The following is a 23411-nucleotide window of genomic DNA, read 5'->3' as shown; positions in this document are numbered from 1 at the left end:
CTGGCATGTGGTATGCCAAAAACTTTCCAGTTAATATTCCTGTAAAAGACGACTCCCCACTGGAGGAGATTCGTCGTGTCACTACGGAAACCAACCAAGGCGTTGCCGAACATGGCCGAGGCAGACATCGCAATCGTTCGTATTGCCCCGGAGAGCAGCTTCAAGAACAAGGCGTATGACGCCTTGAAGGAAGCCATCCTCAAGATGGACATCTACTCGACGCCCGAGCCGGTGATGCTCGACGAGCGCGCGCTGTCCGAACGGCTCGGCGTCAGCCGCACGCCGATCCGCGAGGCCATCGCGATGCTGGAGCAGGACGGTTTCGTGAAGACCGTGCCCCGCCGCGGCATCATGGTGGTGCGCAGGACCAAGAGCGAGATCGTCGACATGATCCGCGCCTGGGCGGCGCTGGAGAGCATGGCCGCCCGCCTCATCACCACCACCGCGCGCAAGAAGGACATCACGGCGCTGCGCGACTATTTCAAGGATTTCGGCAAGGACCGACTGCCCGAGGATCACGTCGAGGAATATTCGCGCGCCAACATCGCCTTCCACCAGGCGCTGATCTCGCTGTCGGAATCCCCCGTGCTGGTCGATCTCACCAACGACCTCCTCTTGCACGTGCGCGGCTATCGCCAGCTGACCATCGGACGCAAGGACCGCACCGCGACGTCACTGCCCGAGCATCTCGGCATCATCGAAGCGCTGGAAGCGCGCGACACCGAGCTTGCCGAGAAGCGCGCCCGCGATCACACCCTCGGCCTTGCCGCTTACGTCGAAGCGCACGGCCAAGAACTGTTTACGTAACTGTTCACTTAAGCAACGTTCACCAGAAGGGCGAACAACTCGCCCCAACGACCTTGAGACCAGGGAGACAAGGCCCATGCTGAATACCGCGACCAAGTCCGAAGCACCGGGCACCGAGCAGGAACTGACGGATGGCTTCCATCTCGTCATCGACGCGCTCAAGCTGAACGGCATCAACACCATCTATAATGTGCCGGGCATCCCGATCACGGATTTGGGCCGCATGGCGCAGGCCGCGGGTATTCGCGTGATCTCGTTCCGTCACGAGCAGAACGCCGGCTACGCCGCCGGCATCGCCGGCTATCTCACCAAGAAGCCCGGCGTCTGCCTCACGGTGTCGGCGCCCGGCTTCCTGAATGGTCTCACCGCCCTCGCCCACGCCACCACCAATTGCTATCCGATGATCCTGGTCTCCGGCTCTTCCGAGCGCGAGATCGTCGACCTCCAGCAGGGCGACTACGAGGAGATGGACCAGCTTGCGATCGCAAAGCCGCTGTGCAAGGCGGCCTATCGCGTGCTGCACGCCCAGGACATCGGCATCGGCTTCGCCCGCGCCATCCGCGCTGCGGTCTCAGGCCGTCCGGGCGGCGTCTATCTCGACCTGCCGGCAAAACTGTTCGGCCAAGTCATGAACGCCGAGGCCGGCCAGAAGTCGCTGGTCAAGGTGATCGACGCGGCGCCCGCGCAGATCCCCTCGCCCGCATCCGTGAAGCGCGCGCTCGACGTGCTCAAGAGCGCCAAGCGCCCCCTCATCATCCTCGGCAAGGGCGCGGCCTACGCGCAGGCCGATGAGGAGATCAAGAGCTTCGTCGAGAAGAGCGGCGTTCCGTTCCTGCCCATGAGCATGGCCAAGGGCCTGCTGCCCGACACCCATCCGCAATGCGCCGGCGCCGCCCGCTCGACGGTGCTGAAGGACTCCGACGTCGTCATGCTGATCGGCGCGCGGCTGAACTGGCTGCTGTCGCACGGCAAGGGCAAGAGCTGGGGCGAGGCGCCGAAGAAGTTCATCCAGGTCGACATCGAGCCGAAGGAGATGGATTCCAACGTCGAGATCGTCGCGCCCGTCGTCGGCGACATCGGCTCGGTCGTCTCCGCCTTCAACCAGGCGATGGGATCATCCTGGACCGCCCCGCCGGCCGAATGGACCAACGCCGTTTCGTCCAAGCGCGAAGAGAACGTCGCCAAGATGGCGCCGAAGCTCATGAACAACAAATCGCCGATGGATTATCACGGCGCGCTCGGTGTGCTGAAGAACGTCATCAAGGACTATCCCGAGGCGATCCTCGTCAACGAAGGCGCCAACACGCTCGACCTCGCCCGCGGCGTCATCGACATGTACAAGCCCCGCAAGCGTCTCGACGTCGGCACCTGGGGCGTGATGGGCATCGGCATGGGCCAGGCGATCGCGGCCGCGCTCGAGACCGGCCACCCCGTGCTGGCCGTGGAAGGCGACTCGGCGTTCGGCTTCTCCGGCATGGAGGTCGAGACCATCTGCCGCTACAATTTGCCGATCTGCGTCGTCATCTTCAACAATGACGGCATCTATCGCGGCACCGACGTCAACGGCGCCAACTCCGATCCGGCAACGACCGTGTTCGTCAAGGGCGCGCGCTACGACAAGATGATGGAAGCCTTCGGCGGCGTCGGCGTCAACGCGACCTCGCCGGACGAGCTGAAGCGTGCCGTCAACGACGCCATGAAGTCCGGCAAGCCGACGCTCATCAACGCCGTGATCGATCCGGCCGCCGGCTCGGAGAGCGGCCGCATCGGCAACCTCAATCCACAGAGCGTTCTGCAGAAGAAGAAGTAAGTCCACCCCTCAACCCTTATTCCCTGCCGGGTGCAGGGGCAGACAGAGTACGGAGCAATACGATGACCAAAGCGCTCGAGGGCGTTCGCATTCTCGACTTCACCCACGTCCAGTCAGGACCGACCTGCACGCAGCTGCTGGCCTGGTTCGGCGCCGACGTGATCAAGGTGGAACGCCCGGGCGTGGGTGACATCACCCGCGGCCAGCTGCAGGACATCCCGAACGTGGACAGCCTGTATTTCACCATGCTCAACCACAACAAGCGCTCGATCACGCTCGACACCAAAAATCCCAAGGGCAAGGAAGTCCTCACCGAGCTGATCAAGAAGTGCGACGTGCTGGTCGAGAATTTCGGCCCCGGCGTGCTCGATCGCATGGGCTTTCCCTGGGAGAAGATCCAGTCGATCAACCCGAAGATGATCGTCGCCTCGATCAAGGGTTTCGGCCCCGGACCGTACGAAGACTGCAAGGTCTACGAGAACGTCGCCCAGTGCACCGGCGGCGCCGCCTCCACCACCGGCTTCCGCGACGGCGTCCCGCTCGTCACCGGCGCGCAGATCGGCGATAGCGGCACCGGCCTGCACCTCGCGCTCGGCATCGTCACCGCGCTCTACCAGCGCACCCACAGCGGCAAGGGCCAGCGCGTCACCGCCGCGATGCAGGACGGCGTGCTCAACCTCTGCCGCGTCAAGCTGCGCGACCAGCAGCGGCTCGCCCACGGCCCGCTGAAGGAATACAGCCAGTTCGGCGAAGGCGTGCCGTTCGGCGACGCCGTGCCGCGCGCCGGCAACGATTCCGGCGGCGGCCAGCCCGGCCGCATTCTGAAGTGCAAGGGCTGGGAGACCGATCCCAACGCCTACATCTACTTCATCACCCAGGCCCCGGTCTGGGAGAAGATCTGCGATGTGATCGGCGAACCCACCTGGAAGACCGATCCGAACTACGCCAAGCCGGCGGCGCGCCTGCCGCGCCTCAACGAGATCTTCGCCCGCATCGAGCAGTGGACGATGACGAAGACAAAGTTCGAGGCGATGGAGATCCTCAACAAGGACGACATCCCCTGCGGCCCGATCCTGTCGATGAAGGAGATCGCGGAAGACCAGTCGCTGCGCGCCACCGGCACCGTGGTCGAGGTCGACCACCCCACCCGCGGCAAGTACGTCTCGGTCGGCAACCCGATCAAGCTGTCGGATAGCCCGGCAGACGTGACGCGATCGCCGCTGCTCGGCGAGCACACCGACGAGATCCTGCGCTCGGTGCTCGGCTTCAGCGATCACCAGGTCGCCGAGATCCACAAGTCCGGCGCGCTCGACCCGCCGCAGAAGCAGGCCGCGGAGTAAGCGGACCACATTTCACGAGACCAAAGGGGCCGTCCGAAGGGGCGGCCCCTTTTGCTTGTGAAGGCGTGCAATCGCAGGCTCAAAATCAAAACTGGAAAACAACCCCATGCACAGTAGCCATCCCATTGGCACACAACGATATTTCTGATTCGACGAAAAAATTCTGACCCGTCGGGCAAAACAGGGGTATTATGCCATCGTGGCTATCATGCCGGGAGCGCACATCAGGCGCTGGCTGCTGCACATCGGAGCGGATCCCGACCACACGCTGTTCGCGGATGGGGCTGCAGAGATCTGGAGTCCAAGGGCGCTTATCGGACGTCAGCCCGAGGGACGTCAGCATGGGCCACAACTGGACGGATCGCGGCGCGATCCAACGTGCCCGCCCAGCCGGAGCCAGTCGGTGCTAGCGAAGACCGGGAAGATCACCCTTCAGCCGCGCTTGCCGACCGTCGCAGACCCGGCGGTAACCTCGTCCTTGTGCGCGGCAAACGCAGCCAGCACCTCGGCTTTCTCGCGCTTAGGGACCTTGGCAAAGTCGAGGCTCCGCCCGAGTTCCGCCGCGACCTCATCGAACTCTGCCGGAGATATTCTGAGATTGCGGTGCGCTTCCTCAAGTCCGAGCGGCGTCGCGCCAGGCTTGGTGGCCGCGAACTTAAGGGGCCCGCCCGAAACGTCGCAGACCCACAGCGTCCGCATGAACTTGAGGCCCGGCAACCTTGTCAGGTTCTTGGTGTGCCATTCTCGTAGTTGCGGATTCTTGGACTTCTGGCCCACGACGGGATTCTTCACGACAGCGTCGCTGAAGTGATCCACCACGGCCGCAATAGCAAAAACGCCGCCCAGCCGCTCATACAGACTTTTCTCAGGCGAGGTTTGCTGGGCCTGCGCGTATGCCTTACTCGCTCCCTGCAATGCAGTCGTCGGGGCGGCGGTCAGCGCCATTCCTGCGACCATGCTTCGTCGTGTGATGGAAGTCGGAATAAATTGTACCATGGTCACCTCCTCTGGTGAGGCAGCAGGATAATCCGTTGGGAGCATGCAGCCGGTCGGATTTCGTCACTTTCTTCCGGCATTAAATTTTAGGTCGATGGATTAAGATGGAAGCGTCGGGGTTACACGCTAAGAACGATTCACCGCACATTCGCTTGTGTGGCCGCCCGGGACGTCTGCGATGGGCCACAAGCGGAAGTCGGCTCTCTATTCGATAACTTCATCGGCGCGGGCTAGGAGGCTTTCAGGTAATTCCAAGCCGAGCACCCTCGCGATCTTGCGGTTGATGATGAATTCGAATTCGGTCGGAGCTTGCACTGGCAGGTCTGCCGGATTGGCGCCGCGCAAAATTCGATCAACGTAGGATGCCGCGCCTGCATATATTTTATTGAGGTTTACTCCATACGAAACAAGACCCCCTACATCGCAGAATAGTCGTAGGAAGTAGATCGCGGGCAACCTGCACTTAGCAACAAGCGCGGTCATTTCCTTCCGTCGTGCGGCAGTCAGTGCGTCAGGTAGAAAAACAAGACCAGCTTTCCGCGTGTCTTGGAGAGATACGATTAGCCGTTCGATGCTGGAGCTATCGCCGTGGGGCGTCTCCACCGAAACCACTCCGGAGGTTTGTGCGACGGCCTTTATCGAAGCGAGAAACGCAGCAGAGTTATTCCCTGGTTCTGGGTTGTAGACAACGCCGATCCGCTCAATCTGCGGCGCGATTTCCTTCAGCAGGGAGACCCACTTACCCCCGAGAGATGGTACAAAGGCAGTGAACCCGGTAACATTACGACCGGGCCGCGCGAAAGTCTCGACATAGCGCATTCCAATCGGATCGCTGACCATCGCGAATACGGTCGGGATATTAGACCCCTCAGCTTGCAGTGACGCCATCGACGTGTTGGTAACCGCGAACAAGACATCAGGCTTCAACGAGATCAATTCGCGCGCGCACTTGCGGCTCTCCTCAGTATCGCCATCGCTTATGCAATAGTCTATGAGCAGGTTCTGACCCAACAGCCATCCTTTCTCCTTCAATACTCTTTCGAGAATCGGCCTGCTTAGAGGGCTAGCTAGGAGCGCACCCACGCGGCGGACTTGGGCCTGAGCCCCCGCAGTATATGGGAGGATTGCTACGGCACCGCTGAAGGCTATGAATTCCCGCCGTCGCATGCGTCGCTCCCTCTAGGGATCACGCCTGTGGGAAGATCAGCTTAGCACTTTTTTCGTGAGACCGGGTGCAATGACTGCTTCGGGTCAAAAGCTGCTGTCGAACACGAAGCCGCAATAGGTCTGCCAAGGGCCAGAAGCGGAAGAAGTACAGCCGAACTAATCAGGTATTCCCCAGGTGGCACGCACAAATAAACGGGCCGGCGGCAGCACGGAGGCGAGGTCAACTGGGGCGCGGTCCGGCTTAATTGCAATCAGATCGTAGCTCGCACCATGGTCGCTCGTCGTGTCCCTTAGCATTACACCGTCCGCGGTGTCCCGCGTCAGGGTCGCCGGTGCGGGATCAACGATGACGGCGGCGCGAATGCGCGCGTCCTGTATCGGCTCGGGCGGCGTCTCGCCGTTGTGAGGCTGTGCGCACATGCCGGTCGTCTCCTTGCAGAGGCTGGCGACCCTGGCGAAATCCGGCTTGATCCCCATCAGCACGAGGCCGGTCGCCCCGCCGAGCGAGAACCGACGAAGCCGACCCTCGCAGGATCGATCACCGCCCCGTCCTTCGCATTGACTGGTGGCGGCCTGCGCGCACGCCTCGTCCTTCGAGACGGCGCTCACGCGCCTCCTCAGGATGAGGCTCATCGGCGTCAGTGCTCGTTGGCTATCTCGAGCGGCTCAATGCTCCGACATCGTAGTCGACGAAGATGATGCCGCATCATCTCGGCATGGTGCGCAGCCAGTGCCGGATCGCCAGAGCTTTGGCGGCGGTATCGCAGTCTCGCGAGGCGCAAGGACGTCAGCGACAAGCCAATGCGCGACTTTCACTGACTGTCACTCCTCTCAGGGGTGCCCACGCAAAAGGACCACGAACAGCGTCGCGGAAAGCACGCTAGCCAGAGCAGCGTCACGACAACAGTGGCGAAGTGCCAATCTATGTCGCGGCGTCTGGCGCGCATTTGTGTTTCCAGCGGGTGGTCAGAGGTCCGGGCGAACGCGACGTATGCACAGCGCAGGCGAGTCGCTCCGCCTCTTCGACCTTGAGGCGGAGTTCTTCTAGTTCTGCAAGTTGGGAAGAGAGTTCGTTCAGCCGTTCGACAAACACAATCGTGCGGTGGTTCTGCATCGACGCCCTCGCCACAAGACTTGAACGGTCTAAGAGTAGAGAAGAGGAAGTGCGCAGCTCATTAAGATAAGTGAATCGGGGGTTGCGCCAAAAGACCTCTAGCCCGATTCAGGCTCAAACCCGTCCACTCCCTCAGGAACTCTCAGAGAGCGGAAAAAAGCGACACAACAACTGCTAGATTCAATATAGGCGGATCACGCGAGCAAATGCATTCTCAAGCGGCTTCGGGTCTGCTCCGATTTTTACATAGACTGGGGCGTAGCTTCTTTTTTCGGAATTTCCATCTTTGTAGACCTGAGACACGCAGTCGCTTAGCAGGCAATATAATCTGAGATGTGGAAGCCCCGGAGCGTGCGTTACAAATTCCGGTTCTGGTTTGAGATCGCCGAGGCGAGCCCAATAAGCCGAAGATCTGTTGAATATCTCAATTTTGTCGTCATTGATGCTAACCCCGTACGTCAAAGGGGGACCAATCTGCTCTCCATACGCGTGCCTTGCAATCTTTCTGAATGCAGTATGAAGGTCTGCAAGAGCTAAACGCTTTTCATCGCGTGTACCTGATTTCTTGTTCGGGAAAAGCTCTTCGAAGATTCGGTCGATATAGGGCTTTAGGCAATCGAGCTGTCGCTCAGAGAGTTTGACTCCGCTGTCAGTTACTTCTTTTTTGCAGTGCAGCCACCAGCCCGTGGGCTTCCTCCTTCGTGAAGTTGACACTGGCGCCGGCGTCGGCGGATGCGTCAGCAGGTCCCAACAGTGTAATGCGACCGGTCGCATTTCCCTTCACTTCTGTTTTCTGCGTTGCCGAGCCGGTAGGGCATCCTACTTTAATAAGCCTCATGCCCAGCTCGATGCGTCTGACTAAGTCGTCGGATTGGGCATGAGCCAATCCGATACCGATCGATTGAAGCGCGACAAGCCCAACGAATAGCAGCCGTTTCATCTCCTCCTCCACACTTTTAAGTGCTCAAAGCGACTAGGACAGGCCGGTTCGCGAGCTACGCCGCGGTTCGGTTGACAACTTCAAGTAGCTTATCTCTATTTCGACTACTTGAGCTTGGAAAAATGATGGGTGTGCGGCGCATCAAACCTCTGTCGAAACAGGCATTGAAGTCACTCGCTCCGAGGCGCTGCGCGCCTGTCCACTCCTCAGGGTGCCGGTTCGCTCTCCTCAAGAGGGCCCCAGCGCCATCGAAAGGATCGTGAGAAGACCGATGGCGGCTATTGCCCAAGCAAGTAAATGCATCGTCCGCGTAGGGCGATTAATGAACATTCCCTGCTCCCTCCGGTGCAGCTCAACGTGGGCAATTACGTGGGTCGAGAGGCTGTTTGATCTAGATCGAAGTCCATGTGTCCCGGCAAACCCGGTCCGTTTACTCCTCTCAGGGGAGCTGATGCATTCCCTTCAGGCTGACGTTCACTGCTCTCCGGTTCCGCGGCGCTCCCCCTCGGTGACGTCCCGTTTCGATTTCGGAAATGATCTATGCCATAGGCGATCATCACTCCGACAATCCACCCGATAAAGATGCCCAGGTTGGTCCAGTGGCCGAACAGCTTCTTCTCAATCCAGCCGACACCCCAGACTGCGATGAGCCCTAACATCACCTTCAACAGCGTAGTACTCGTCTTTTCCTCTGAGAGCACTTCTCGCCTCCCTTGCAGCGCTCAGTGCTAAGCCTATTGACGCCGACGGACCAACTCCGAGCGAAACCGATCTTCTAGCTTCGCGCGGCAGCTGCGCCCTCGGCTTTCGCGCCCCTTAAGCAGCGCAGATCAATTTCAGATCAGCTTCGAACCTGATGCTGCGCTTGCCCGCAAGCGCCGTGCCCTCGAGGAAACCGCCCTTGGCATCGCACGTCCCGGAAAAACCAATTCCAATCTCGTGTCCGCCGAATACCGGGTCTTCCCCTCGCGCCGGCGTATGCTCTTGATTGACCATCTGCCCTCTCCATCGACCGCTGGAGGAGGAATATGACCCCAGATAGTAGAAGAAGGCATCGCCACCCAGGATACGGCCGTTGTTCAATAGCATCACTCCAGTCAGGCCGCCGGGGACGCCGTCCAAGATTTTGAGATGGATGGAGTACAATCCGTTGGAAATGCCACCTTCACCAATCATCCCGGGCGCCGGAAGGTCGCTTTCATCCAGCGGGGTCATGATGGATCGAAAGACGGCACCCGGCACCTGCGGGGAACTGCCCTCGAAGTGAAACGCCTTGCCAACGGCTCTTCCAACGACGGAAATTGACGAGACGTCGGAACCGAGCAAAGACTGATGATCGGCGCCAAAATTGTGTCGTCGGCTGGTCACATCGACACGGATTGAGTCCCCCTCGACATGGTAATTCCCTATATGAGCAAACCCTGAATTGCCGCCCAGCAACTTGCCCCGGCGCACGTACGTGACGCTCCGGCCAACCATTTGATTGATCGAGAATTCACTTTTGAAGAGGCCGTCGAAAGTGCTTGATAACTCGTTCATCCGGCACCACCGATTGACTCGGACTCCTCTTTTGCTCAGCGGCTAGTCTCGGAAGACCGAGAGTACCGTTCGATTATTTCGACATCGGGGTCGATGACGCCCTCGCGATAGCCGAACAAGTTGACGTCTGAGTTCGGGGCAGAGCAGACTTGCTCTGCCCTGCCCGTGGTTCGCTACTGGCCGCGCCTGCGTTACCACCACTAAGCACCACAAAATCCATTCAGTCAAAACCGATAATTGATGCCGCCCTTGGCCGTATGAAGCTGAACCTCGGTGTCCGTGAAGGACGCTCCGGGGAATGCAAGAGCATTGCCGTTCGACTTTCCGAGATTGATGTAGATGTACTCGGCCTTGAACGTCCAGCGCGGATCGAATGCCCATTCAAGACCGCCACCCGCGGAGAAACCCACCTGGACCTCCGACGAGGAAGCGCTTCGCGTCAGGGCCGGGAAGAAACCGTTGAAATTGGCGATATTCGGCGTGGCGAGGTTGGAGGTGAAGATGCTGTTCTTGACGTGGCCCCAGGCGAAGCCACCGGTACCGTAGATCAGCACATTGTTCGCCGCGTATCCGAGACGTCCGCGGATCGTGCCGAAGACGTCGATTTCCTGCTTGAGATTGAATACGCCGGTGAAGGCGCCATTGTCGCCGCCGATCGTTCCGGTGACGCTGAAGGGGCGGCTCGCCGTCTCTCTGATGGCAGCGCCGCTGACATCCGCTTCCAGGCCGTACACGAACGTGCCGGACTGCCAGTTATAGCCGATTTGGCCGCCGCCGAATCCGCCCTTGGGGCTCACATCCAGGGTGAACGGCCCAGTCCCGCCCGTGACGACATAGCCGGGCACCGTCCCGGTTGCGAGCGCGCCGGGATCGAAGGTCGCGGTCGGATCGCTCCAGCCATAACCGCCATGCACGCCGGCGTAAAAACCGGTCCAGCTGAATGCGACCGGCGCGGGCGGCGCCTTGGTGTAGGCCCTGGCAAGATCGGCCGCGAAGGCGGCGTGGGAGAGACAGAGAGCCGAGAGCAGGAGAGTACCAGAGACAATGGATTTCATGACTTCCCTCAAATTGCGCCGAGAGGCGGCGCACCCATGGAACGATTCAGTAGCGGCTTTTCGCCTGCCTATTTCACAGAGGTGATCGCAACCACCATCTGCATGCGCGTTTGCCACCGTGCACCTAGTCGCAATAGCAGAAGCCATAGACGGCACCGATCTTCGCAATGTGAATATCCGCACTGGTCTTTCGCGACGTGGTGTCTGCGTTCGACCTGAAAATGGTCGTGGTGCCCAGGGTCTGCGTGCTCGAGCTGGTCCGTGTCTCGTTGCGGTCGATGTCGAAGTGCATGTAGCGATATTCGCCGCGCAATGACCATCGCTGCGTCAGCTTGAACTCGCCGCCCGCGCCGGCCGTATAACCCGCCACCCACTTGCCGTTGGGCCCTTCGAAATTGCCGGGATCGGGAAAAGTGAAATGGCCCAGCGCCAGGCCGCCGAGACCGTAAAGCATCAAGTTCGGGGTCACGAGATAGCCGGCCCGGCCGATCACGCCGACGTTCGAGCGCAATTGCTCGCTGGCCTGCATCGCCACCTGATTGACACCTGTCGTCACGACACCGTTGGAAACTTGCCGGGTATTCCTCGTTTGCTCGCCGACCGTCTTGAACGCGACATCGGAGAACAGCGTGCCTTCGATCTGACCGCCGGCCACGACATTGCCGGCTCGCCAATTGTAGCCTGCGAACAGGTCGACCATCGAGCCCATCGTGTCGCCGACGGCATTGCCGCGGGTCGTCGTGCTGACGACGCCATTCGTCGTTAGCACGGCGCCATTGAAATTCTGCTGCGCGGAGTCGGCCGTCGAGGCGAGGTTCTGTCGGGCGCGGCCTGCGCCGGCAGCGAAATAGGCGCCGAGATAGGGGCCCGCCCAGTGGTCGCTGGGCGCGCCAGGCATCGCGGCCATGGCCGAACGCGGTCCGCCTTCACCGAACCGGTAGACCATGCCGATCTTCCCGGTGTGGAAATCGGCATTGATCTGACGATGGGTGCTGTCGGTGGACACAGAGGTCCTGGAGGATCCGGTCGATTGCGAGTTCGATGCGAATTTGCTGGATTCGTCGCGGTCGAAGCCGTAATGCGCATAGCGATACTCGCCACGCAGCGACCAATTGCCTGTCAGCTTCACTTCGCCGCCGGCGCCCAATGTGTAGCCGGCCACCCACTTGCCGCTGGAATCGCCGCGGCTGAAGTCCCCGTCTGCGTTAGTGAAATGCCCCAGCGCCAGACCCCCGAGGCCGTAGAGCAGCACGTTCGGTGTCAACAGATAACCGGCCCGGCCGATCACGCCGACATTCGAACGCAGCTGCTGCTGAGCCTGGCTCGCAGCGGTTTGCGAGCCCGAGAACCGCGAGGTGACAGCTCCGTTCGAGGTGTCGACTGAGGTGAATGTCTGAGGACCGATGGTGTTGAACGTAACGTCGGAGAACACCGAGCCTTCGATCTGCCCGCCGGCCACGACATTGCCGGCGCGCCAATTGTAGCCCGCGAAAAGATCGACCATCGAGCCCGTCACGTCCCCGACGGGACGGCCGCGCGCCGATTCAGTGCTGGTGGAGGTCGTGGTCCCGACGCTGGTGGTCGTGCTGGTCCTGCTGTTGTTCGTTGCGATGGTTTCCGCCGCACGTCCGGCACCGGCACCAAAATAGGCACCGATATAGGGTCCCGCCCAGCCGTCGCTCCAGGCCGGGCCCGGCGGTGCCGCCATCGCCGACCGCGCGCCTGACGCGCCGAATTGGTAAACCAGTCCAACCTTGCCGACGTGGAAATCGGCATCGATATGCCGCCGGTGGACGGTGCTGTTGGTGGACGTGTTGGTGCCGCCGCCCGATACGGACGTCGACGAGTTGCCTGACGGCTCGTTACGGTCATATCCGAAATGCATGTAGCGGTATTCGCCGCGCAGCGACCAGCTGTCCGTCAGCTTGACCTCGCCGCCCGCGCCCGCGACATAACCGGCCACCCATTTGCCGTTCTTGTCGCTGACCTGCGCTTCCGGGTCGGGATAATTGTCGGGATAGGTCAGGTGCCCCAGCGCCAGGCCTCCGAGGCCGTACAGCAGCACATTCGGTGTCACCAGATAACCGGCCCGGCCGATCACGCCGACGTTCGAGCGCAATTGCTGCCGGTCCTCGATGCTGTTCGTCCCCGATTCTGTCGAGGTGACGACGCCGTTGTCGCTCGACACCGAGCTGTATGCCTCGTTGCCGACCATCCTTGTGGTGACGTCGCTGAACAGGGTGCCTTCGATCTGCCCGCCGACCACGACATTGCCGGTTCGCCAATTGTAGCCCGCGAACAGATCGACCATCGAACCGGTCATGTCGCCGGCGAGATTGCCGAATCCTGATCGCGTGAACGCCGACGACCCGCCGAGACTGCTGGCATTGCCTTCGTCGTCGATTCTCGTGGAGGTCTGCCTTGCCCGCCCGGCGCCGGCGCTGACGTAAGCACCGATATAGGGGCCGGCCCAGCTGTCACCCCAGGCGCCTGCGAATGAAGACCCGCGTGCTGCCGAAGGTATCGCCGCCATTGCGGACAGCGGCCCGGAATCACCGAATTGGTAGACCAGACCGATCTTGGCCAGGTGGAAATCAGCATTTATGCGTGACGAAAAGGATTGACTGCTAGTCGAGACGGACGTGGTTGCGCCCGTCGCCGAGCTGGCCGTTGAGCTGGCGGCTGCGCTCCGGTTGAAGCCAAAGTTCAGATACCGATACTCGCCGCGCAGCGACCAATTGCCGGTCAGCTTCAGCTCGCCGCCGGCGCCGACCGTGTAGCCGGCAACCCATTTGTTGTTGTCACCGCCGAAAGGATCGGCGCCGTCGGCAAAGGTAAAGTGACCGAGCTCGAGGCCGCCGAGGCCATACAGCAGCAGATCCGGACGCGCGAGAAAACCGACCCGGCCGATCAGCCCGACCCGCGAGCGCAGCTGCTGGTTGCTCTGCACGATCGCGGTGCGGGCACCCGTCGAGGTCACCGCCCCGAGCAGCACGTTGGTGCTGACGCTGTTGAGCGTCTCGTTGCCGAACGGCTTCAACGCGACATCGGAAAAGACCGTGCCTTCGACCTGCCCGCCCGCCACGATACTCCCGGCCTGCCAATTATACCCCGCGAACAGATCGACCATCGAACCGGTCACATCGCCCGCAAGATTGCTCGCGGTCGTTCCGACCAAGGTCGAGCTCGACGTCACAACGCCGGCGTTTGTCGAGACAGAACTGTTACCGAAACGGCCCGTCGAGGATTCCGTCACACGTCCGGCACCCGCGCCGAAATAGGCGCCGATATAAGGCCCCGCCCAGCTATCCACCCAAGCGGGTCGGGGTGGCGCCTTCACAGAGAGGTCGGCGGCCAGAGCTCCTGCAGAAACCATGATCGAGGCGCCAGCCAATGAAGCGCCCGTCAGTGATGTCAGCTTTTTCACTCCACCCCCCAATTCCAATTCCAAAGCAGGCGCTCCAAAACCACAGGAACGCGCCCCGTCAAAAGGCGTAGCGCACCACGCCCTTGCCGCCGTCGTTTGATGGCTAAGTTACTGACACGTCATGGCCATCGGCTTCTTGTCCTGGCCTGCACCCGAGTTGAACGATTCCGCATCGTCTGCCCTTTTCGGAATCCATGTTGCTCGGTGGATACATTCGCCCGTTCAAAGCATGACGAAGTTTGACAGCGACGCGCTCGACTTAGACTGGCGCGCGCAGCCAATTGGTTCTCGCAGAGAATGCGGCGCTTTACCGCACACGTAGCGCTTGCGCCGCGATAAACTCTGCGGCGGTATCAAGTTACACCTGAACTTTGCCGTGCAACGATGTCCAAGGTCGTATTCGCTTCGGATCAGCTTCCCGCGCATCTTGACGAAGGTGCGCGCCAGCGGCTGTGGCTCGACCTGTTCACCGACCATTTGTGCGCGGCGGACATTTCGTTCTTTCCCGATGCGCCGTTTTACTCGCGGTCCGAATTCCTGAAACTCGGCGATATCGCGGTCACCCAGATTGAGGCTAATATTCAGACGGCAGTTCGTACCCAGCGTCACGTCGAAGCCGATACCCGCGGCGACTACATCATCGGCACCACGTTCAACGGTGTGAGTACGCTAATCAGGCAGGAAGGCCGCGAGGCCATTCGCGGCGCGGGGGAGGCGATGCTCTATACCAACGCCGCGCCGATCGCGTCGCAACTTGATGGGCCGATCGCCTTTCGCGGCATTACGGTGCCGCGCGCGCTGCTGGCCGAGCGGCTGCCGAATTTCGAGGACCTTGCCTTGACGCCGTTGGCTGCATCGCCGGCCTTGCGTCACCTGGAGCGCTATCTCGCCATCGTCATCGACTCCGACATCGATGCCGACCTCGTGCTGAAGGAGAACATCGGCACGCATCTCATCGATCTGGTCGCGCTGGCCCTCGGCGCCCGCGGCGATTCAGCCGAGCTTGCGACGCGGCGCGGGTTGCGTGCCGCGCGGCTGCAGGACGTGATCGCAGATATCAGGAGGCGTTTCGCTGATCCGTCGTTTTCGCCGAGCGAACTTGCACGCAAGTTAGGGCTTTCGCCGCGTTACGTCCAGGAACTGCTGCAGGAGACCGGATCGAGCTTTACCGAACGTGTCACCGAGCTGCGGTTGCAGAAGGCACGGAAGATGCTGCTCGATTCCCGCTACAACCGATCGAAGATCAGCGATATCGCCTATGCCTGCGGATTCAACGAGGTGTCCTACTTCAACCGCTGTTTCCGCCGCCGCTTCGGAACTTCGCCGAGGCATTATCGGCGCGATGTCGGCGAGCCGATGTGATCGGACGCGCAGTCCGGCGCTCCGCTGGGCTCGCGTCCACCACGCACCATGATCGCCTCCGATCGCGTCGTGGCTGCGGCTTGCCAGGCGGAGACACCTTGCCGCCCCTGTTGGTGTTGAGGCAAAGTGTCCGCAAGAAAGTCAGGGCTATCGCGAAGCTTTCAAATGCGATAGCCCCGCGCAAGGCAGGGAGGTCAGCATGTCACTGCTCGGCAAGGCCGCCGTCGCGATGTGGTGGAGCGTCCGCCCGGAGCAGCGCAGCGAGTTCGGCGACTGGCATTCGCACGAGCACTTTCCCGAGCGGCTGAGCATTCCCGGCTTCCGGCGCGGGTCACGGTGGACCAGCACGACGGACGCCGAGGGCTTCTTCGTGCTCTACGAGCTCGAGCACTACGACGTCCTTACGTCGAAGGGATATCTCGACCGGCTCAATGCGCCGACACCGTGGTCGACAAAGATGATGCCACATCATCTCGGCATGGTGCGCAGCCAGTGCCGGATCGCCGCGAGCTTTGGCGGCGGCATCGCAGGCGCGCTCGCCACCATCGGGCTGTCGCCGCTCAACGGACGGGCCGCCGAGCTGCAGGCGCGCCTTCTCGATACGCTTGGCGCTCTCGCCTCCAAGCCGGGGCTGACGGGCGCCCACCTCCTCCTGACCGATACGCCCAAGACGAGTTCGCCCACCACTGAACAGCAAATCCGCGGCAATGACGGTGCCGCCGACTGGATCATTCTGTTGTCAGGTTACGATATCGATGCGGTTGACGCTGTCATCGCCGGACAGCTCTCGCCGCCATCGCTTCAAAGAGCGGGCGCGCAGGATGGTCCGACGCCAGGTCGTTACAGATTGGCGTTCACAATGACACCGAATGACGTTGGGGCCTAGGCCGAGCCGATCAAAGAGCGCGCCGCTGCTCCGCAAAGAACTTCCTTGCCGCGGCTTGAAGTTTGCGCCCATCGTTTGGTCGTAGACCGACAATGAGCGCCTCCTGAACTCATTTGGGCGTCGAGCTCTTCTTGGAGGATTGTCCGCCAGGGGTGCTGCTGCCCGAGCCGTCCGTGGTGCCGGTCGACGAGGTCCCGGTCGTCATGCCGCCTTTGGATTTGTCATTGTTCTTCGTGGTGTCGCTTGTTCCGCCCACCCCGGATTGCGCGCCTCCCTGTTGCTGACTGGGTTGCGCCATTGCGGTGGATCCCATCATCGAGGCGATCACTGCGCCCAGCATGAGCTTCTTGATCATCTGACCTGTCTCCTGTTCTGACTGCCAACAACAAGCCGATACGCTCCGTGTTCCTCACGTGCGCGGTTAAACCTGGAGAGAGCTTCTGCGCTGTGCGGCCCCTGTGCAGGCAGGGTTCTCGCATATGAGGGTTCGCGGTCCCGGCACCCGCGACAAAAAATCCGCAAAGCCCTGTCGGATCGGCGGCTTGCCCGTCGTCCTCGTGACATGAATGGGCCATAGAGGCCAGCTCGGGCCCATCAATCATCGAAGGATAACAACCATGCCCAATACCGTCCGCCTGCACCGCGTTCTCGCCACCAGCCCGGAGAAGGTCTATCGCGCCTTCCTGGAAGCCGATGCGATGGCGAAATGGCTTCCGCCGAACGGCTTTACCTGCACCGTGCATCATTTCGAGCCCAAGGTCGGCGGCACGTTCAAGATGTCGTTCCGGAACTTCACGACGGGCAACAGCCATTCGTTCGGCGGCGAATATCTCGAGCTCGTGCCGGGCGAACGTCTCCGCTACACCGACAGATTCGACGACCCCAACCTGCCCGGCGAAATCCAGGTGACCGTGATCCTGAAGAAAGTCTCGGTCGGCACCGAGATCGACATCACGCAGGCCGGTATCCCCGACGTCATTCCACCGGAGGCGTGCTATCTCGGCTGGCAGGAATCGCTGCGTAATCTGGCCAAGCTCGTCGAGCCGGAGATCAATGAATAGCGGTCAGTATCTTAGGGTGGGCAAAGCGACTTGTCCGCCGTAGCTCGACGAGCGAAGGCGGAAGCGTGCCCACCAACGGTCTCTCAACCTCGCAAAGATGGTGGGCACGGCGCGCGAAGAGCGCGTCTTTGCCCACCCAACGGCACTTGCCAGATGGCGCGCACGGCGGAGCGCGCCTTTGCCCACGCGGCGGCACTGGTGTGCGGTCTTGATATGCATCAAGCCGTCAAGACGGCGAAGCGGCTAGGAGCAGAAGTCTTCCCTGCGCGCGTCGGAGGCGAAATGATGCGATCTGCTGTCGAATGGTTGATCATTGCCGGTGTTGCCGCCGGTTTCGCCACCGCGGCCAAGGGCGAAGACGTCGATATCGGCAAGGCGGAATTTCAGTCTTCGTGCGCGAGCTGTCATGGCGCCGATGCAAGGGGCAGCGGACCCGTCAGCAGTCAGCTCAAGATCCGGCCTTCCGACTTGACCATATTGACCAAGAACAACAACGGGGTGTTTCCCACCAACGCCGTTTACGAAACCATATACGGGTCGAAATCGGTTCCGGCGCACGGCACCCGTGAAATGCCGATCTGGGGCGAGCGGTTCAACCCCATCGTCAACCTGCCTCACGCCGTCGATTCTTATTATTGGCAAAAGGCAGGGCCGCAGCAGAACCCGGAGGTCGTCGTGCGGACTCGCATTCTCGCGGTGATCGACTACCTGAACCGAATTCAGCAGAAATAGCGATCGAACAGCGTCGCCGCACAGACGCCGAACGCCGCCTGCTATGCCTTCGCGGCAGGCCCTCCGCCTGCCGTCCAGCGCTCGGGATCCGGACTGTGCCCGATCAGCGCCAGGCCATAGGCGATCGACTCGAACTGGTCGCCGGACATCAGGCGCTCGTTGCCGAAGCGGTCGGCGAACAATTTTCGGACCGCAGGCACAAACGAGGTGCCGCCGGTCAGAAACACCTTCTCCACCTGGCGCGAGGCGATGCGGGCCTCGGCCAGCACCTTGTCGACGGTGGCACCTAACCGGGCGATGTCGTCGGCAATCCAGGCTTCGAATTTCTTCCGCGTGATGGCCGCGCCGATGTCGACGCCGCCGCCCCTAAAGCGGAAGTCCACCTCGTCCTGCGCCGAGAGCGCCACCTTGGCGTCGGACACCGCGCGGTAAAGCGCAAAGCCGAGGTCGAGATCGACGATAGTGATGAAGTCCTCGAGCAGCTCGGGCTTCAGCGCGGTGCGCGCGAGCTCGCGGAGCTCGCGCAGATCGCCGTTGCTCTTCATCATCGCGAGCTGATGCCAGCGCGCCAGGTTGGTGTAATGGCCGGTCGGAACCGGCAGCACCTTGTCGAACGAGCGGAAGCTGGAGCCCTTGCCGAGCCGCGGCGACACGATGTGGTCGACGATGCGATAGTCGAAGGTGTCGCCGGCAACGCCGATGCCGGCATGGCCGAGCGGCTCGGCGCGAAGAACGCCGCCCGCACGCGAGAAACGCATCACGGAAAAGTCGCTGGTGCCGCCGCCGAAATCGGCCACCAGCACGGTGGCATCGCGCTCCAGCCTGCGGGCAAACGAGAACGCCGCGCCCACCGGCTCGTAGACATAGCGCGCGTGGCCGGCGCCCAAGCGCTCGAACGCGGCGCGGTAGCGCTGCATCGCCAGCGCCTCGTCGGGATTGCCGCCGGCAAAGCGCACCGGGCGGCCGACGGTGATGTTCGCCGCCTCGAAGCCGAACTTGTCCCCGCCGTGGCGCGCCAGCGTGCGCAGGAATGCCGCCAGGATGTCCTCGAATTTGTAGCGCTGCCGGAAGACTTGCGTGGTGTTGAAGCTCGAGCTCGCTGCGAAGGTCTTGAACGATTGCAGGAAGCGGTAGACGTGGCGTCCTTCGAGGAACTGCTCGATCGCCCATGGCCCGCCCTCGGCCTGGGCACCGGCGCCCGGCCGGTCCTCCCAGAAGCACAGCGCCGACACGTAGACGCTGTGACGCTGCCCGCCATGGTCGAAGCGAATGGCTTCGACCCGGCGGTCGTCCGCCGCCAGCGCAACGACCGTGTTGCTCGTGCCAAAATCGATGCCGATCGAGACGGCGGGCGAGGCGCTCGACATGAACCACTCTGAATGATGCTTGGAAAGGGGGCAGAGCACTAACGGCTTTGCCGTCCCCTTGCAAGACCTGGTCCGAGATGGTCGAGCTCGAACCTCACGCCGCGTGCCTGGCAGGCACGTCGATCAGTTGGACTGATCGCCTCGACGCCAGGCCGGAAACGGATCGGCGAGAGCGGACCATGCGGCGATGTCCATGGTGGACGTATCAGGGACAAGGCATGCGTCCAGCCTGCCACGGATCTCGGCCTCGTCCATGCCGGTGCCGATGAACACGATCTCCTGGCGACGATCGCCGTACAGCTTGTCCCAATACTGGTCGAGCCGCTTGCGCCAGGCCTCATCGTTCGGCCACCGCTCCTTTGGAACGCTCGCCCACCAGAACCCCAGCGCTTCGGTCCTCACGATCGCTCCCGCCTGGCTGATCTCGCCGAGCCATTGCGGCCTCGTCGCCAGCCAGAAATGACCCTTCGCCCGGATCACGCCTGGCCAGGATGCCTTGACGAACTTGTCGAACTTCGCCGGATCGAACGGCCGGCGGGCGCGGTAGACGAAGTTCTTCACGCCATATTCCTGCGTTTCAGGCACGTGGTCGGCGAAACCATAGAGCTCCTTGTACCAGAGCGGATGCTGCTGGGCCTTCTCGAAGTCGAACCGGCCGGTGTTGAGCACGCGGTCGAACGGCACGCGGCTGTGATTGGCCTCGATGATGTCGGCTTCGGGATTCAACGAGCGGATGATCTGCCGTGCCGCCTCGCGCTGTTGCGGCGAGGCATCGTCCACCTTGTTGAGGACGATCACGTCGGCGAACTCGATCTGCTCCACGAGGAGATCGACCAGCGTCCGCTTGTCGCCGTCCAGCGCCTCGCCGCGCTCGCCGAGGAACTCGGTCGAGGAATAGTCCTTCAGCAGGTTGGCGGCGTCGACCACCGTCACCATCGTGTCCAGGTGGGCGATATCGGAGAGGCTTTCGCCCTCTTCCGAGCGGAAATCGAACGTCGCTGCGACCGGGAGCGGCTCCGAAATGCCCGTCGATTCGATCAGCAGATAATCGAAGCGCCCGCTTTCGGCGAGCGCACGTACTTCCCTCAGGAGATCGTCGCGCAGGGTGCAGCAGATGCAACCGTTGGTCATCTCCACCAGTTTCTCATCAGTCCGCGAGAGGTTGGCACCACCATCGCGGACCAGGTCCGCATCGATGTTCACCTCGCTCATGTCGTTCACGATTACCGCCACTTTCAAGCCGTGCCGATTGTTCAGGACGTGATTCAGCAAAGTGGTCTTTCCAGCCCCGAGGAAGCCGGACAAGACGGTGACGGGGAGTTTGGGCATGGAGATCGAACAGCCTCTTGAGGGGGATGGGCCGAGGACGACGAGACACGGCATCTCACTATGTAATGTTATAACATTACATTCTCTATTCAACCGGACCCTGTCAAGGCGCTCGGCCCGCCCAGGGTTCACCGCCTATGCCGCAATGCGGAAGAAAGAATGCTGCTATGCAAACAAGAGCATGGACGCTGGCATCTGGCATACATAGATTGTTCCCAGGAATGAGACAGCAAGACTGACTGTTCTCAAGAAAGGGATTTCCGATGTCCAAGACCGCTTCTGTCGCTCTTGCGCCCTCCTCCTCGCTGTTCGCCCGCCTGATGGCCGCGATCGACGGCTTGCTGCTGGCGAGCGCCGAAATCTCCAATCGCAACGGGGACTTGCCGCGTTTCGGCCTGTAAGAAGGCCTTCGCTGCCTCACCGAACGGGCGACGGCACAGAAGCCAAAAACACGGTGCTTGACCAAATGGCCTCGCCTGTCGGGGCCATTTCTGTTTGGCAGCGCCCTCCCACGCAGGCGAGCGCAACTGCGACGATTAGTCCGCCGAGGCCAACCGACGATTCCGGTTGTTTGTCTACTGGCATTTCGCATACCATCCATTCAAACAAGAACGGTTGCACGATTCAAAAGTGTAAGGACGGGGAAGCGTAACGCAGGACGGAAGGCCGAGTGGCCATGTTTGCCGCGCCCTTGGCGAAGCCTTAGTCGAAAGATGCGGATGCCGCGCGTTATCCCTGCTCATACAGTTTCTATCGGGACTGCCATGGGTGCTAGACCGCAAGGGTAATCCCGGGGCATGTGACTCGGGATGGGCTGACGCAAGCCGACAAAGAGCGGCTGCGTTGAGGGTTCGACAGGGAGTGAACAAGATGAAGCCATTCGTTCTGAATGTCGCGTTGGCGGCAATGGTGATGTCGTGCGCGAGCAGCACCGCTAGCCGTGCCGCCTGGGAGCCGGTCCGTCCGGTCGAGTTCATCGTGCCCGCGGGTACCGGAGGCGGCGCCGATCAGATGGCGCGCACCATCCAGGGCATCGTCACCAAGCACAATCTGATGAAGCAGCCGCTGGTCGTCATCAACAAGGCCGGCGGCGCAGGCGGTGAAGGCTTCCTCGATGTGAAGACGTCGGCGAACAATCCGCACAAGATCATCATCACGCTGTCGAACCTGTTCACGACGCCGCTGGCGACGGGCATCCCCTTCAACTGGAAGGATCTGACTCCGGTTGCGATGCTCGCGCTCGACGAGTTCGTGCTCTGGGTGAATGCCGAGAAGCCGTACAGCTCCGTGAAAGACTATGTCGAGGCCGCGAAGAAGGCACCAAGCGGCACGTTCAAGATGGGCGGCACCGGGTCCAAGCAGGAAGACCAGATCATCACGGTCGGGATCGAGAAGGCCATCGACGCCAAGTTCACCTACATTCCCTACAAGGGCGGCGGCGAAGTCGCGGTGCAGCTGGTCGGCAACCACGTCGATTCGACCGTCAACAACCCGATCGAGGCGGTCGCGCAATGGCGCGGCGGCAAGCTCCGTCCGCTCTGCGTGTTCGACGCCCAGCCGATGGCCTATGACGAGCCGATCGCCGAGGGCAAGGCCTGGAAGGATATTCCGACCTGCAAGTCGCAGGGCCTTGCGATGGAATATCTCATGCTGCGCGGCATCTTCATGTCGCCCAAGGCCACAAAGGACCAGGTCGAATATTACGTCGAGCTGTTCAAGAAGGTGCGCGCCACGCCGGAATGGCAGGAGTTCATGAAGAGCGGCGCCTTCAACACGACCTTCCTGACCGGCGCCGATTACGCCAAGTGGATCGAGGCGGAGGAGAAGCGGCACGAAAGCCTGATGAAGGAAGCCGGCTTCCTCGCATCGAATTGAGCCTGGCATCGATGACGGCCGAGGATGCTGCGCGTCCTCGCGCCGGCAGCGACTGCGAAAGACTGCATTTCCGCCTGGAGGCCTCATGACTGAACGATCCCGAGCCGAATCCGGCCCCGCCCACAAGACGCTGGAAATCGGCATGGGGCTGCTGATCGGCGTGTTCGGCCTCATCGTGATCTTCGGCAGCCTCAAGGCCGGCATCAATTGGGGCCCGGAGGGGCCGCGCGCCGGATTTTTCCCGTTCTATATCGGCGCGGCCATCGTCGCGGCGAGTGCGATCAACGTCTGGAACGCGCAGCGCGACGACGACGGACGGTTGTTCGCCGAATGGGGGCAGCTGCGCCAGGTCATGAGCGTCGTGGTGCCGACCGCCATCTACGTCGGCACAATGCCGTTCATCGGCCTTTACGTCGGCTCGATGCTCTTCATCGCCTGGTTCATGCGCTGGCTCGGCGGCTATCGCTGGCTGACCGTCGCAGCGGTGGCGGTCGGCATGCCGGTCGTGACTTACCTCGTTTTCGAGCGCTGGTTCCTCGTCCCTCTGCCCAAGGGGCCGCTCGAGGAATGGCTCGGCCTGTGAGACCCATCCACCCATTCAATT

Annotated in this window: 20 protein-coding genes; 10 read left to right on the top strand and 10 right to left on the bottom strand. The window is 61.6% G+C overall.

Annotation, left to right across the window (positions count from 1 at the left end):
* The first annotated feature begins 111 nt into the window (after nucleotides 1-111).
* The 3 genes from I6F09_RS13360 to frc all read left to right on the top strand — a co-directional run bounded on the left by I6F09_RS13360 (nucleotide 112) and on the right by frc (nucleotide 3957).
* Complete coding sequence (locus I6F09_RS13360; RefSeq protein WP_157282741.1) at nucleotides 112-807, top strand: GntR family transcriptional regulator; 696 nt, start codon at nucleotides 112-114, stop codon at nucleotides 805-807.
* Between the two features lie 76 nt (nucleotides 808-883).
* Nucleotides 884-2617: an oxalyl-CoA decarboxylase gene (gene oxc, locus I6F09_RS13355; RefSeq protein WP_225188246.1), complete on the top strand. Its 1734-nt coding sequence runs from the start codon at nucleotides 884-886 to the stop codon at nucleotides 2615-2617.
* Nucleotides 2618-2679: 62 nt separating this feature from the next.
* Nucleotides 2680-3957, top strand: coding sequence for a formyl-CoA transferase (gene frc / locus I6F09_RS13350; protein ID WP_225186279.1), 1278 nt, complete (start codon nucleotides 2680-2682; stop codon nucleotides 3955-3957).
* 432 nt (nucleotides 3958-4389) lie between these two features.
* On the opposite strand, the gene I6F09_RS13345 is transcribed toward frc, so the two are convergent.
* The 7 genes from I6F09_RS13345 to I6F09_RS13315 all read right to left on the bottom strand — a co-directional run bounded on the left by I6F09_RS13345 (nucleotide 4390) and on the right by I6F09_RS13315 (nucleotide 14195).
* Nucleotides 4390-4953 carry a group 1 truncated hemoglobin gene (locus I6F09_RS13345; RefSeq protein ID WP_036023379.1) on the bottom strand — a complete coding sequence of 188 codons (564 nt, stop codon included), beginning with the start codon at nucleotides 4951-4953 and terminating at the stop codon, nucleotides 4390-4392.
* Between the two features lie 204 nt (nucleotides 4954-5157).
* On the bottom strand, nucleotides 5158-6120 hold the full coding sequence (locus tag I6F09_RS13340; RefSeq protein WP_225188245.1) for an ABC transporter substrate-binding protein: 963 nt from the start codon (nucleotides 6118-6120) through the stop codon (nucleotides 5158-5160).
* Nucleotides 6121-6276: 156 nt separating this feature from the next.
* Nucleotides 6277-6753 (bottom strand): hypothetical protein, encoded by a 477-nt coding sequence (locus tag I6F09_RS13335; protein ID WP_225155629.1) that lies wholly within the window; start codon nucleotides 6751-6753, stop codon nucleotides 6277-6279.
* 1130 nt (nucleotides 6754-7883) lie between these two features.
* Nucleotides 7884-8174 carry a hypothetical protein gene (locus tag I6F09_RS13330; RefSeq protein ID WP_225155628.1) on the bottom strand — a complete coding sequence of 97 codons (291 nt, stop codon included), beginning with the start codon at nucleotides 8172-8174 and terminating at the stop codon, nucleotides 7884-7886.
* Between the two features lie 816 nt (nucleotides 8175-8990).
* Nucleotides 8991-9713, bottom strand: a complete 723-nt coding sequence (locus I6F09_RS13325) for a GrlR family regulatory protein (protein ID WP_109144347.1) — start codon at nucleotides 9711-9713, stop codon at nucleotides 8991-8993.
* 224 nt (nucleotides 9714-9937) lie between these two features.
* Nucleotides 9938-10768, bottom strand: a complete 831-nt coding sequence (locus I6F09_RS13320; RefSeq protein ID WP_109144348.1) for an outer membrane beta-barrel protein — start codon at nucleotides 10766-10768, stop codon at nucleotides 9938-9940.
* Between the two features lie 124 nt (nucleotides 10769-10892).
* Nucleotides 10893-14195: an outer membrane beta-barrel protein gene (locus I6F09_RS13315; protein WP_225188244.1), complete on the bottom strand. Its 3303-nt coding sequence runs from the start codon at nucleotides 14193-14195 to the stop codon at nucleotides 10893-10895.
* Nucleotides 14196-14579: 384 nt separating this feature from the next.
* Between I6F09_RS13315 and I6F09_RS13310 the strand changes: the two genes are divergently transcribed.
* Nucleotides 14580-15557, top strand: coding sequence for an AraC family transcriptional regulator (locus tag I6F09_RS13310; RefSeq protein ID WP_225188243.1), 978 nt, complete (start codon nucleotides 14580-14582; stop codon nucleotides 15555-15557).
* A gap of 199 nt (nucleotides 15558-15756) precedes the next feature.
* Nucleotides 15757-16443, top strand: coding sequence for a hypothetical protein (locus I6F09_RS13305; RefSeq protein ID WP_225188242.1), 687 nt, complete (start codon nucleotides 15757-15759; stop codon nucleotides 16441-16443).
* Nucleotides 16444-16552: 109 nt separating this feature from the next.
* Here I6F09_RS13305 and I6F09_RS13300 read toward each other — a convergent pair whose 3' ends face one another.
* Nucleotides 16553-16798, bottom strand: coding sequence for a hypothetical protein (locus I6F09_RS13300; protein ID WP_225188241.1), 246 nt, complete (start codon nucleotides 16796-16798; stop codon nucleotides 16553-16555).
* A gap of 262 nt (nucleotides 16799-17060) precedes the next feature.
* On the opposite strand from I6F09_RS13300, the gene I6F09_RS13295 reads away from it, so the two are divergent.
* Together I6F09_RS13295 and I6F09_RS13290 are read left to right on the top strand one after the other, a co-directional pair.
* The gene (locus I6F09_RS13295) at nucleotides 17061-17504 is read left to right on the top strand and encodes an SRPBCC family protein (protein ID WP_036005710.1); all 444 of its coding nucleotides are present in this window, start codon (nucleotides 17061-17063) and stop codon (nucleotides 17502-17504) included.
* A gap of 153 nt (nucleotides 17505-17657) precedes the next feature.
* Nucleotides 17658-18236 carry a c-type cytochrome gene (locus I6F09_RS13290; RefSeq protein WP_225188240.1) on the top strand — a complete coding sequence of 193 codons (579 nt, stop codon included), beginning with the start codon at nucleotides 17658-17660 and terminating at the stop codon, nucleotides 18234-18236.
* 41 nt (nucleotides 18237-18277) lie between these two features.
* Here I6F09_RS13290 and I6F09_RS13285 read toward each other — a convergent pair whose 3' ends face one another.
* Nucleotides 18278-19603: an Hsp70 family protein gene (locus I6F09_RS13285; RefSeq protein ID WP_225188239.1), complete on the bottom strand. Its 1326-nt coding sequence runs from the start codon at nucleotides 19601-19603 to the stop codon at nucleotides 18278-18280.
* 123 nt (nucleotides 19604-19726) lie between these two features.
* Complete coding sequence (gene zigA / locus I6F09_RS13280; protein WP_036023317.1) at nucleotides 19727-20932, bottom strand: zinc metallochaperone GTPase ZigA; 1206 nt, start codon at nucleotides 20930-20932, stop codon at nucleotides 19727-19729.
* A gap of 263 nt (nucleotides 20933-21195) precedes the next feature.
* On the opposite strand from zigA, the gene I6F09_RS13275 reads away from it, so the two are divergent.
* The 3 genes from I6F09_RS13275 to I6F09_RS13265 all read left to right on the top strand — a co-directional run bounded on the left by I6F09_RS13275 (nucleotide 21196) and on the right by I6F09_RS13265 (nucleotide 23390).
* Nucleotides 21196-21333 (top strand): hypothetical protein, encoded by a 138-nt coding sequence (locus I6F09_RS13275; protein ID WP_167361641.1) that lies wholly within the window; start codon nucleotides 21196-21198, stop codon nucleotides 21331-21333.
* Nucleotides 21334-21802: 469 nt separating this feature from the next.
* Nucleotides 21803-22807, top strand: a complete 1005-nt coding sequence (locus I6F09_RS13270; protein WP_036005923.1) for a tripartite tricarboxylate transporter substrate-binding protein — start codon at nucleotides 21803-21805, stop codon at nucleotides 22805-22807.
* 85 nt (nucleotides 22808-22892) lie between these two features.
* Nucleotides 22893-23390, top strand: a complete 498-nt coding sequence (locus tag I6F09_RS13265) for a tripartite tricarboxylate transporter TctB family protein (protein ID WP_036005718.1) — start codon at nucleotides 22893-22895, stop codon at nucleotides 23388-23390.
* The last annotated feature ends 21 nt before the right edge of the window (nucleotides 23391-23411 follow it).

This window comes from Bradyrhizobium sp. IC3195 (genome assembly GCF_020193585.1).
In the GTDB taxonomy this organism is placed as follows: Bacteria; Pseudomonadota; Alphaproteobacteria; order Rhizobiales; family Xanthobacteraceae; genus Bradyrhizobium; species Bradyrhizobium yuanmingense.
The sequence above is the reverse complement of the archived record's forward strand: the minus strand, read 5'-3'. Positions and strand labels throughout refer to the sequence as shown.

What these genes read in the sequence shown, in the direction of transcription:
- I6F09_RS13265 (WP_036005718.1), top strand. Translation starts at nt 22,893, where the DNA reads ATGACTGAACGATCCCGAGCCGAATCCGGCCCCGCCCACAAGACGCTG.
- frc (WP_225186279.1), top strand. Translation starts at nt 2,680, where the DNA reads ATGACCAAAGCGCTCGAGGGCGTTCGCATTCTCGACTTCACCCACGTC.
- I6F09_RS13320 (WP_109144348.1), bottom strand. Translation starts at nt 10,768, where the DNA reads ATGAAATCCATTGTCTCTGGTACTCTCCTGCTCTCGGCTCTCTGTCTC.
- I6F09_RS13345 (WP_036023379.1), bottom strand. Translation starts at nt 4,953, where the DNA reads ATGGTACAATTTATTCCGACTTCCATCACACGACGAAGCATGGTCGCA.
- I6F09_RS13310 (WP_225188243.1), top strand. Translation starts at nt 14,580, where the DNA reads ATGTCCAAGGTCGTATTCGCTTCGGATCAGCTTCCCGCGCATCTTGAC.
- I6F09_RS13325 (WP_109144347.1), bottom strand. Translation starts at nt 9,713, where the DNA reads ATGAACGAGTTATCAAGCACTTTCGACGGCCTCTTCAAAAGTGAATTC.
- I6F09_RS13275 (WP_167361641.1), top strand. Translation starts at nt 21,196, where the DNA reads ATGTCCAAGACCGCTTCTGTCGCTCTTGCGCCCTCCTCCTCGCTGTTC.
- I6F09_RS13295 (WP_036005710.1), top strand. Translation starts at nt 17,061, where the DNA reads ATGCCCAATACCGTCCGCCTGCACCGCGTTCTCGCCACCAGCCCGGAG.
- I6F09_RS13330 (WP_225155628.1), bottom strand. Translation starts at nt 8,174, where the DNA reads ATGAAACGGCTGCTATTCGTTGGGCTTGTCGCGCTTCAATCGATCGGT.
- I6F09_RS13305 (WP_225188242.1), top strand. Translation starts at nt 15,757, where the DNA reads ATGTCACTGCTCGGCAAGGCCGCCGTCGCGATGTGGTGGAGCGTCCGC.
- I6F09_RS13300 (WP_225188241.1), bottom strand. Translation starts at nt 16,798, where the DNA reads ATGATCAAGAAGCTCATGCTGGGCGCAGTGATCGCCTCGATGATGGGA.
- I6F09_RS13270 (WP_036005923.1), top strand. Translation starts at nt 21,803, where the DNA reads ATGAAGCCATTCGTTCTGAATGTCGCGTTGGCGGCAATGGTGATGTCG.
- I6F09_RS13335 (WP_225155629.1), bottom strand. Translation starts at nt 6,753, where the DNA reads ATGAGCCTCATCCTGAGGAGGCGCGTGAGCGCCGTCTCGAAGGACGAG.
- oxc (WP_225188246.1), top strand. Translation starts at nt 884, where the DNA reads ATGCTGAATACCGCGACCAAGTCCGAAGCACCGGGCACCGAGCAGGAA.
- zigA (WP_036023317.1), bottom strand. Translation starts at nt 20,932, where the DNA reads ATGCCCAAACTCCCCGTCACCGTCTTGTCCGGCTTCCTCGGGGCTGGA.
- I6F09_RS13290 (WP_225188240.1), top strand. Translation starts at nt 17,658, where the DNA reads ATGGCGCGCACGGCGGAGCGCGCCTTTGCCCACGCGGCGGCACTGGTG.
- I6F09_RS13340 (WP_225188245.1), bottom strand. Translation starts at nt 6,120, where the DNA reads ATGCGACGGCGGGAATTCATAGCCTTCAGCGGTGCCGTAGCAATCCTC.
- I6F09_RS13360 (WP_157282741.1), top strand. Translation starts at nt 112, where the DNA reads ATGGCCGAGGCAGACATCGCAATCGTTCGTATTGCCCCGGAGAGCAGC.
- I6F09_RS13285 (WP_225188239.1), bottom strand. Translation starts at nt 19,603, where the DNA reads ATGTCGAGCGCCTCGCCCGCCGTCTCGATCGGCATCGATTTTGGCACG.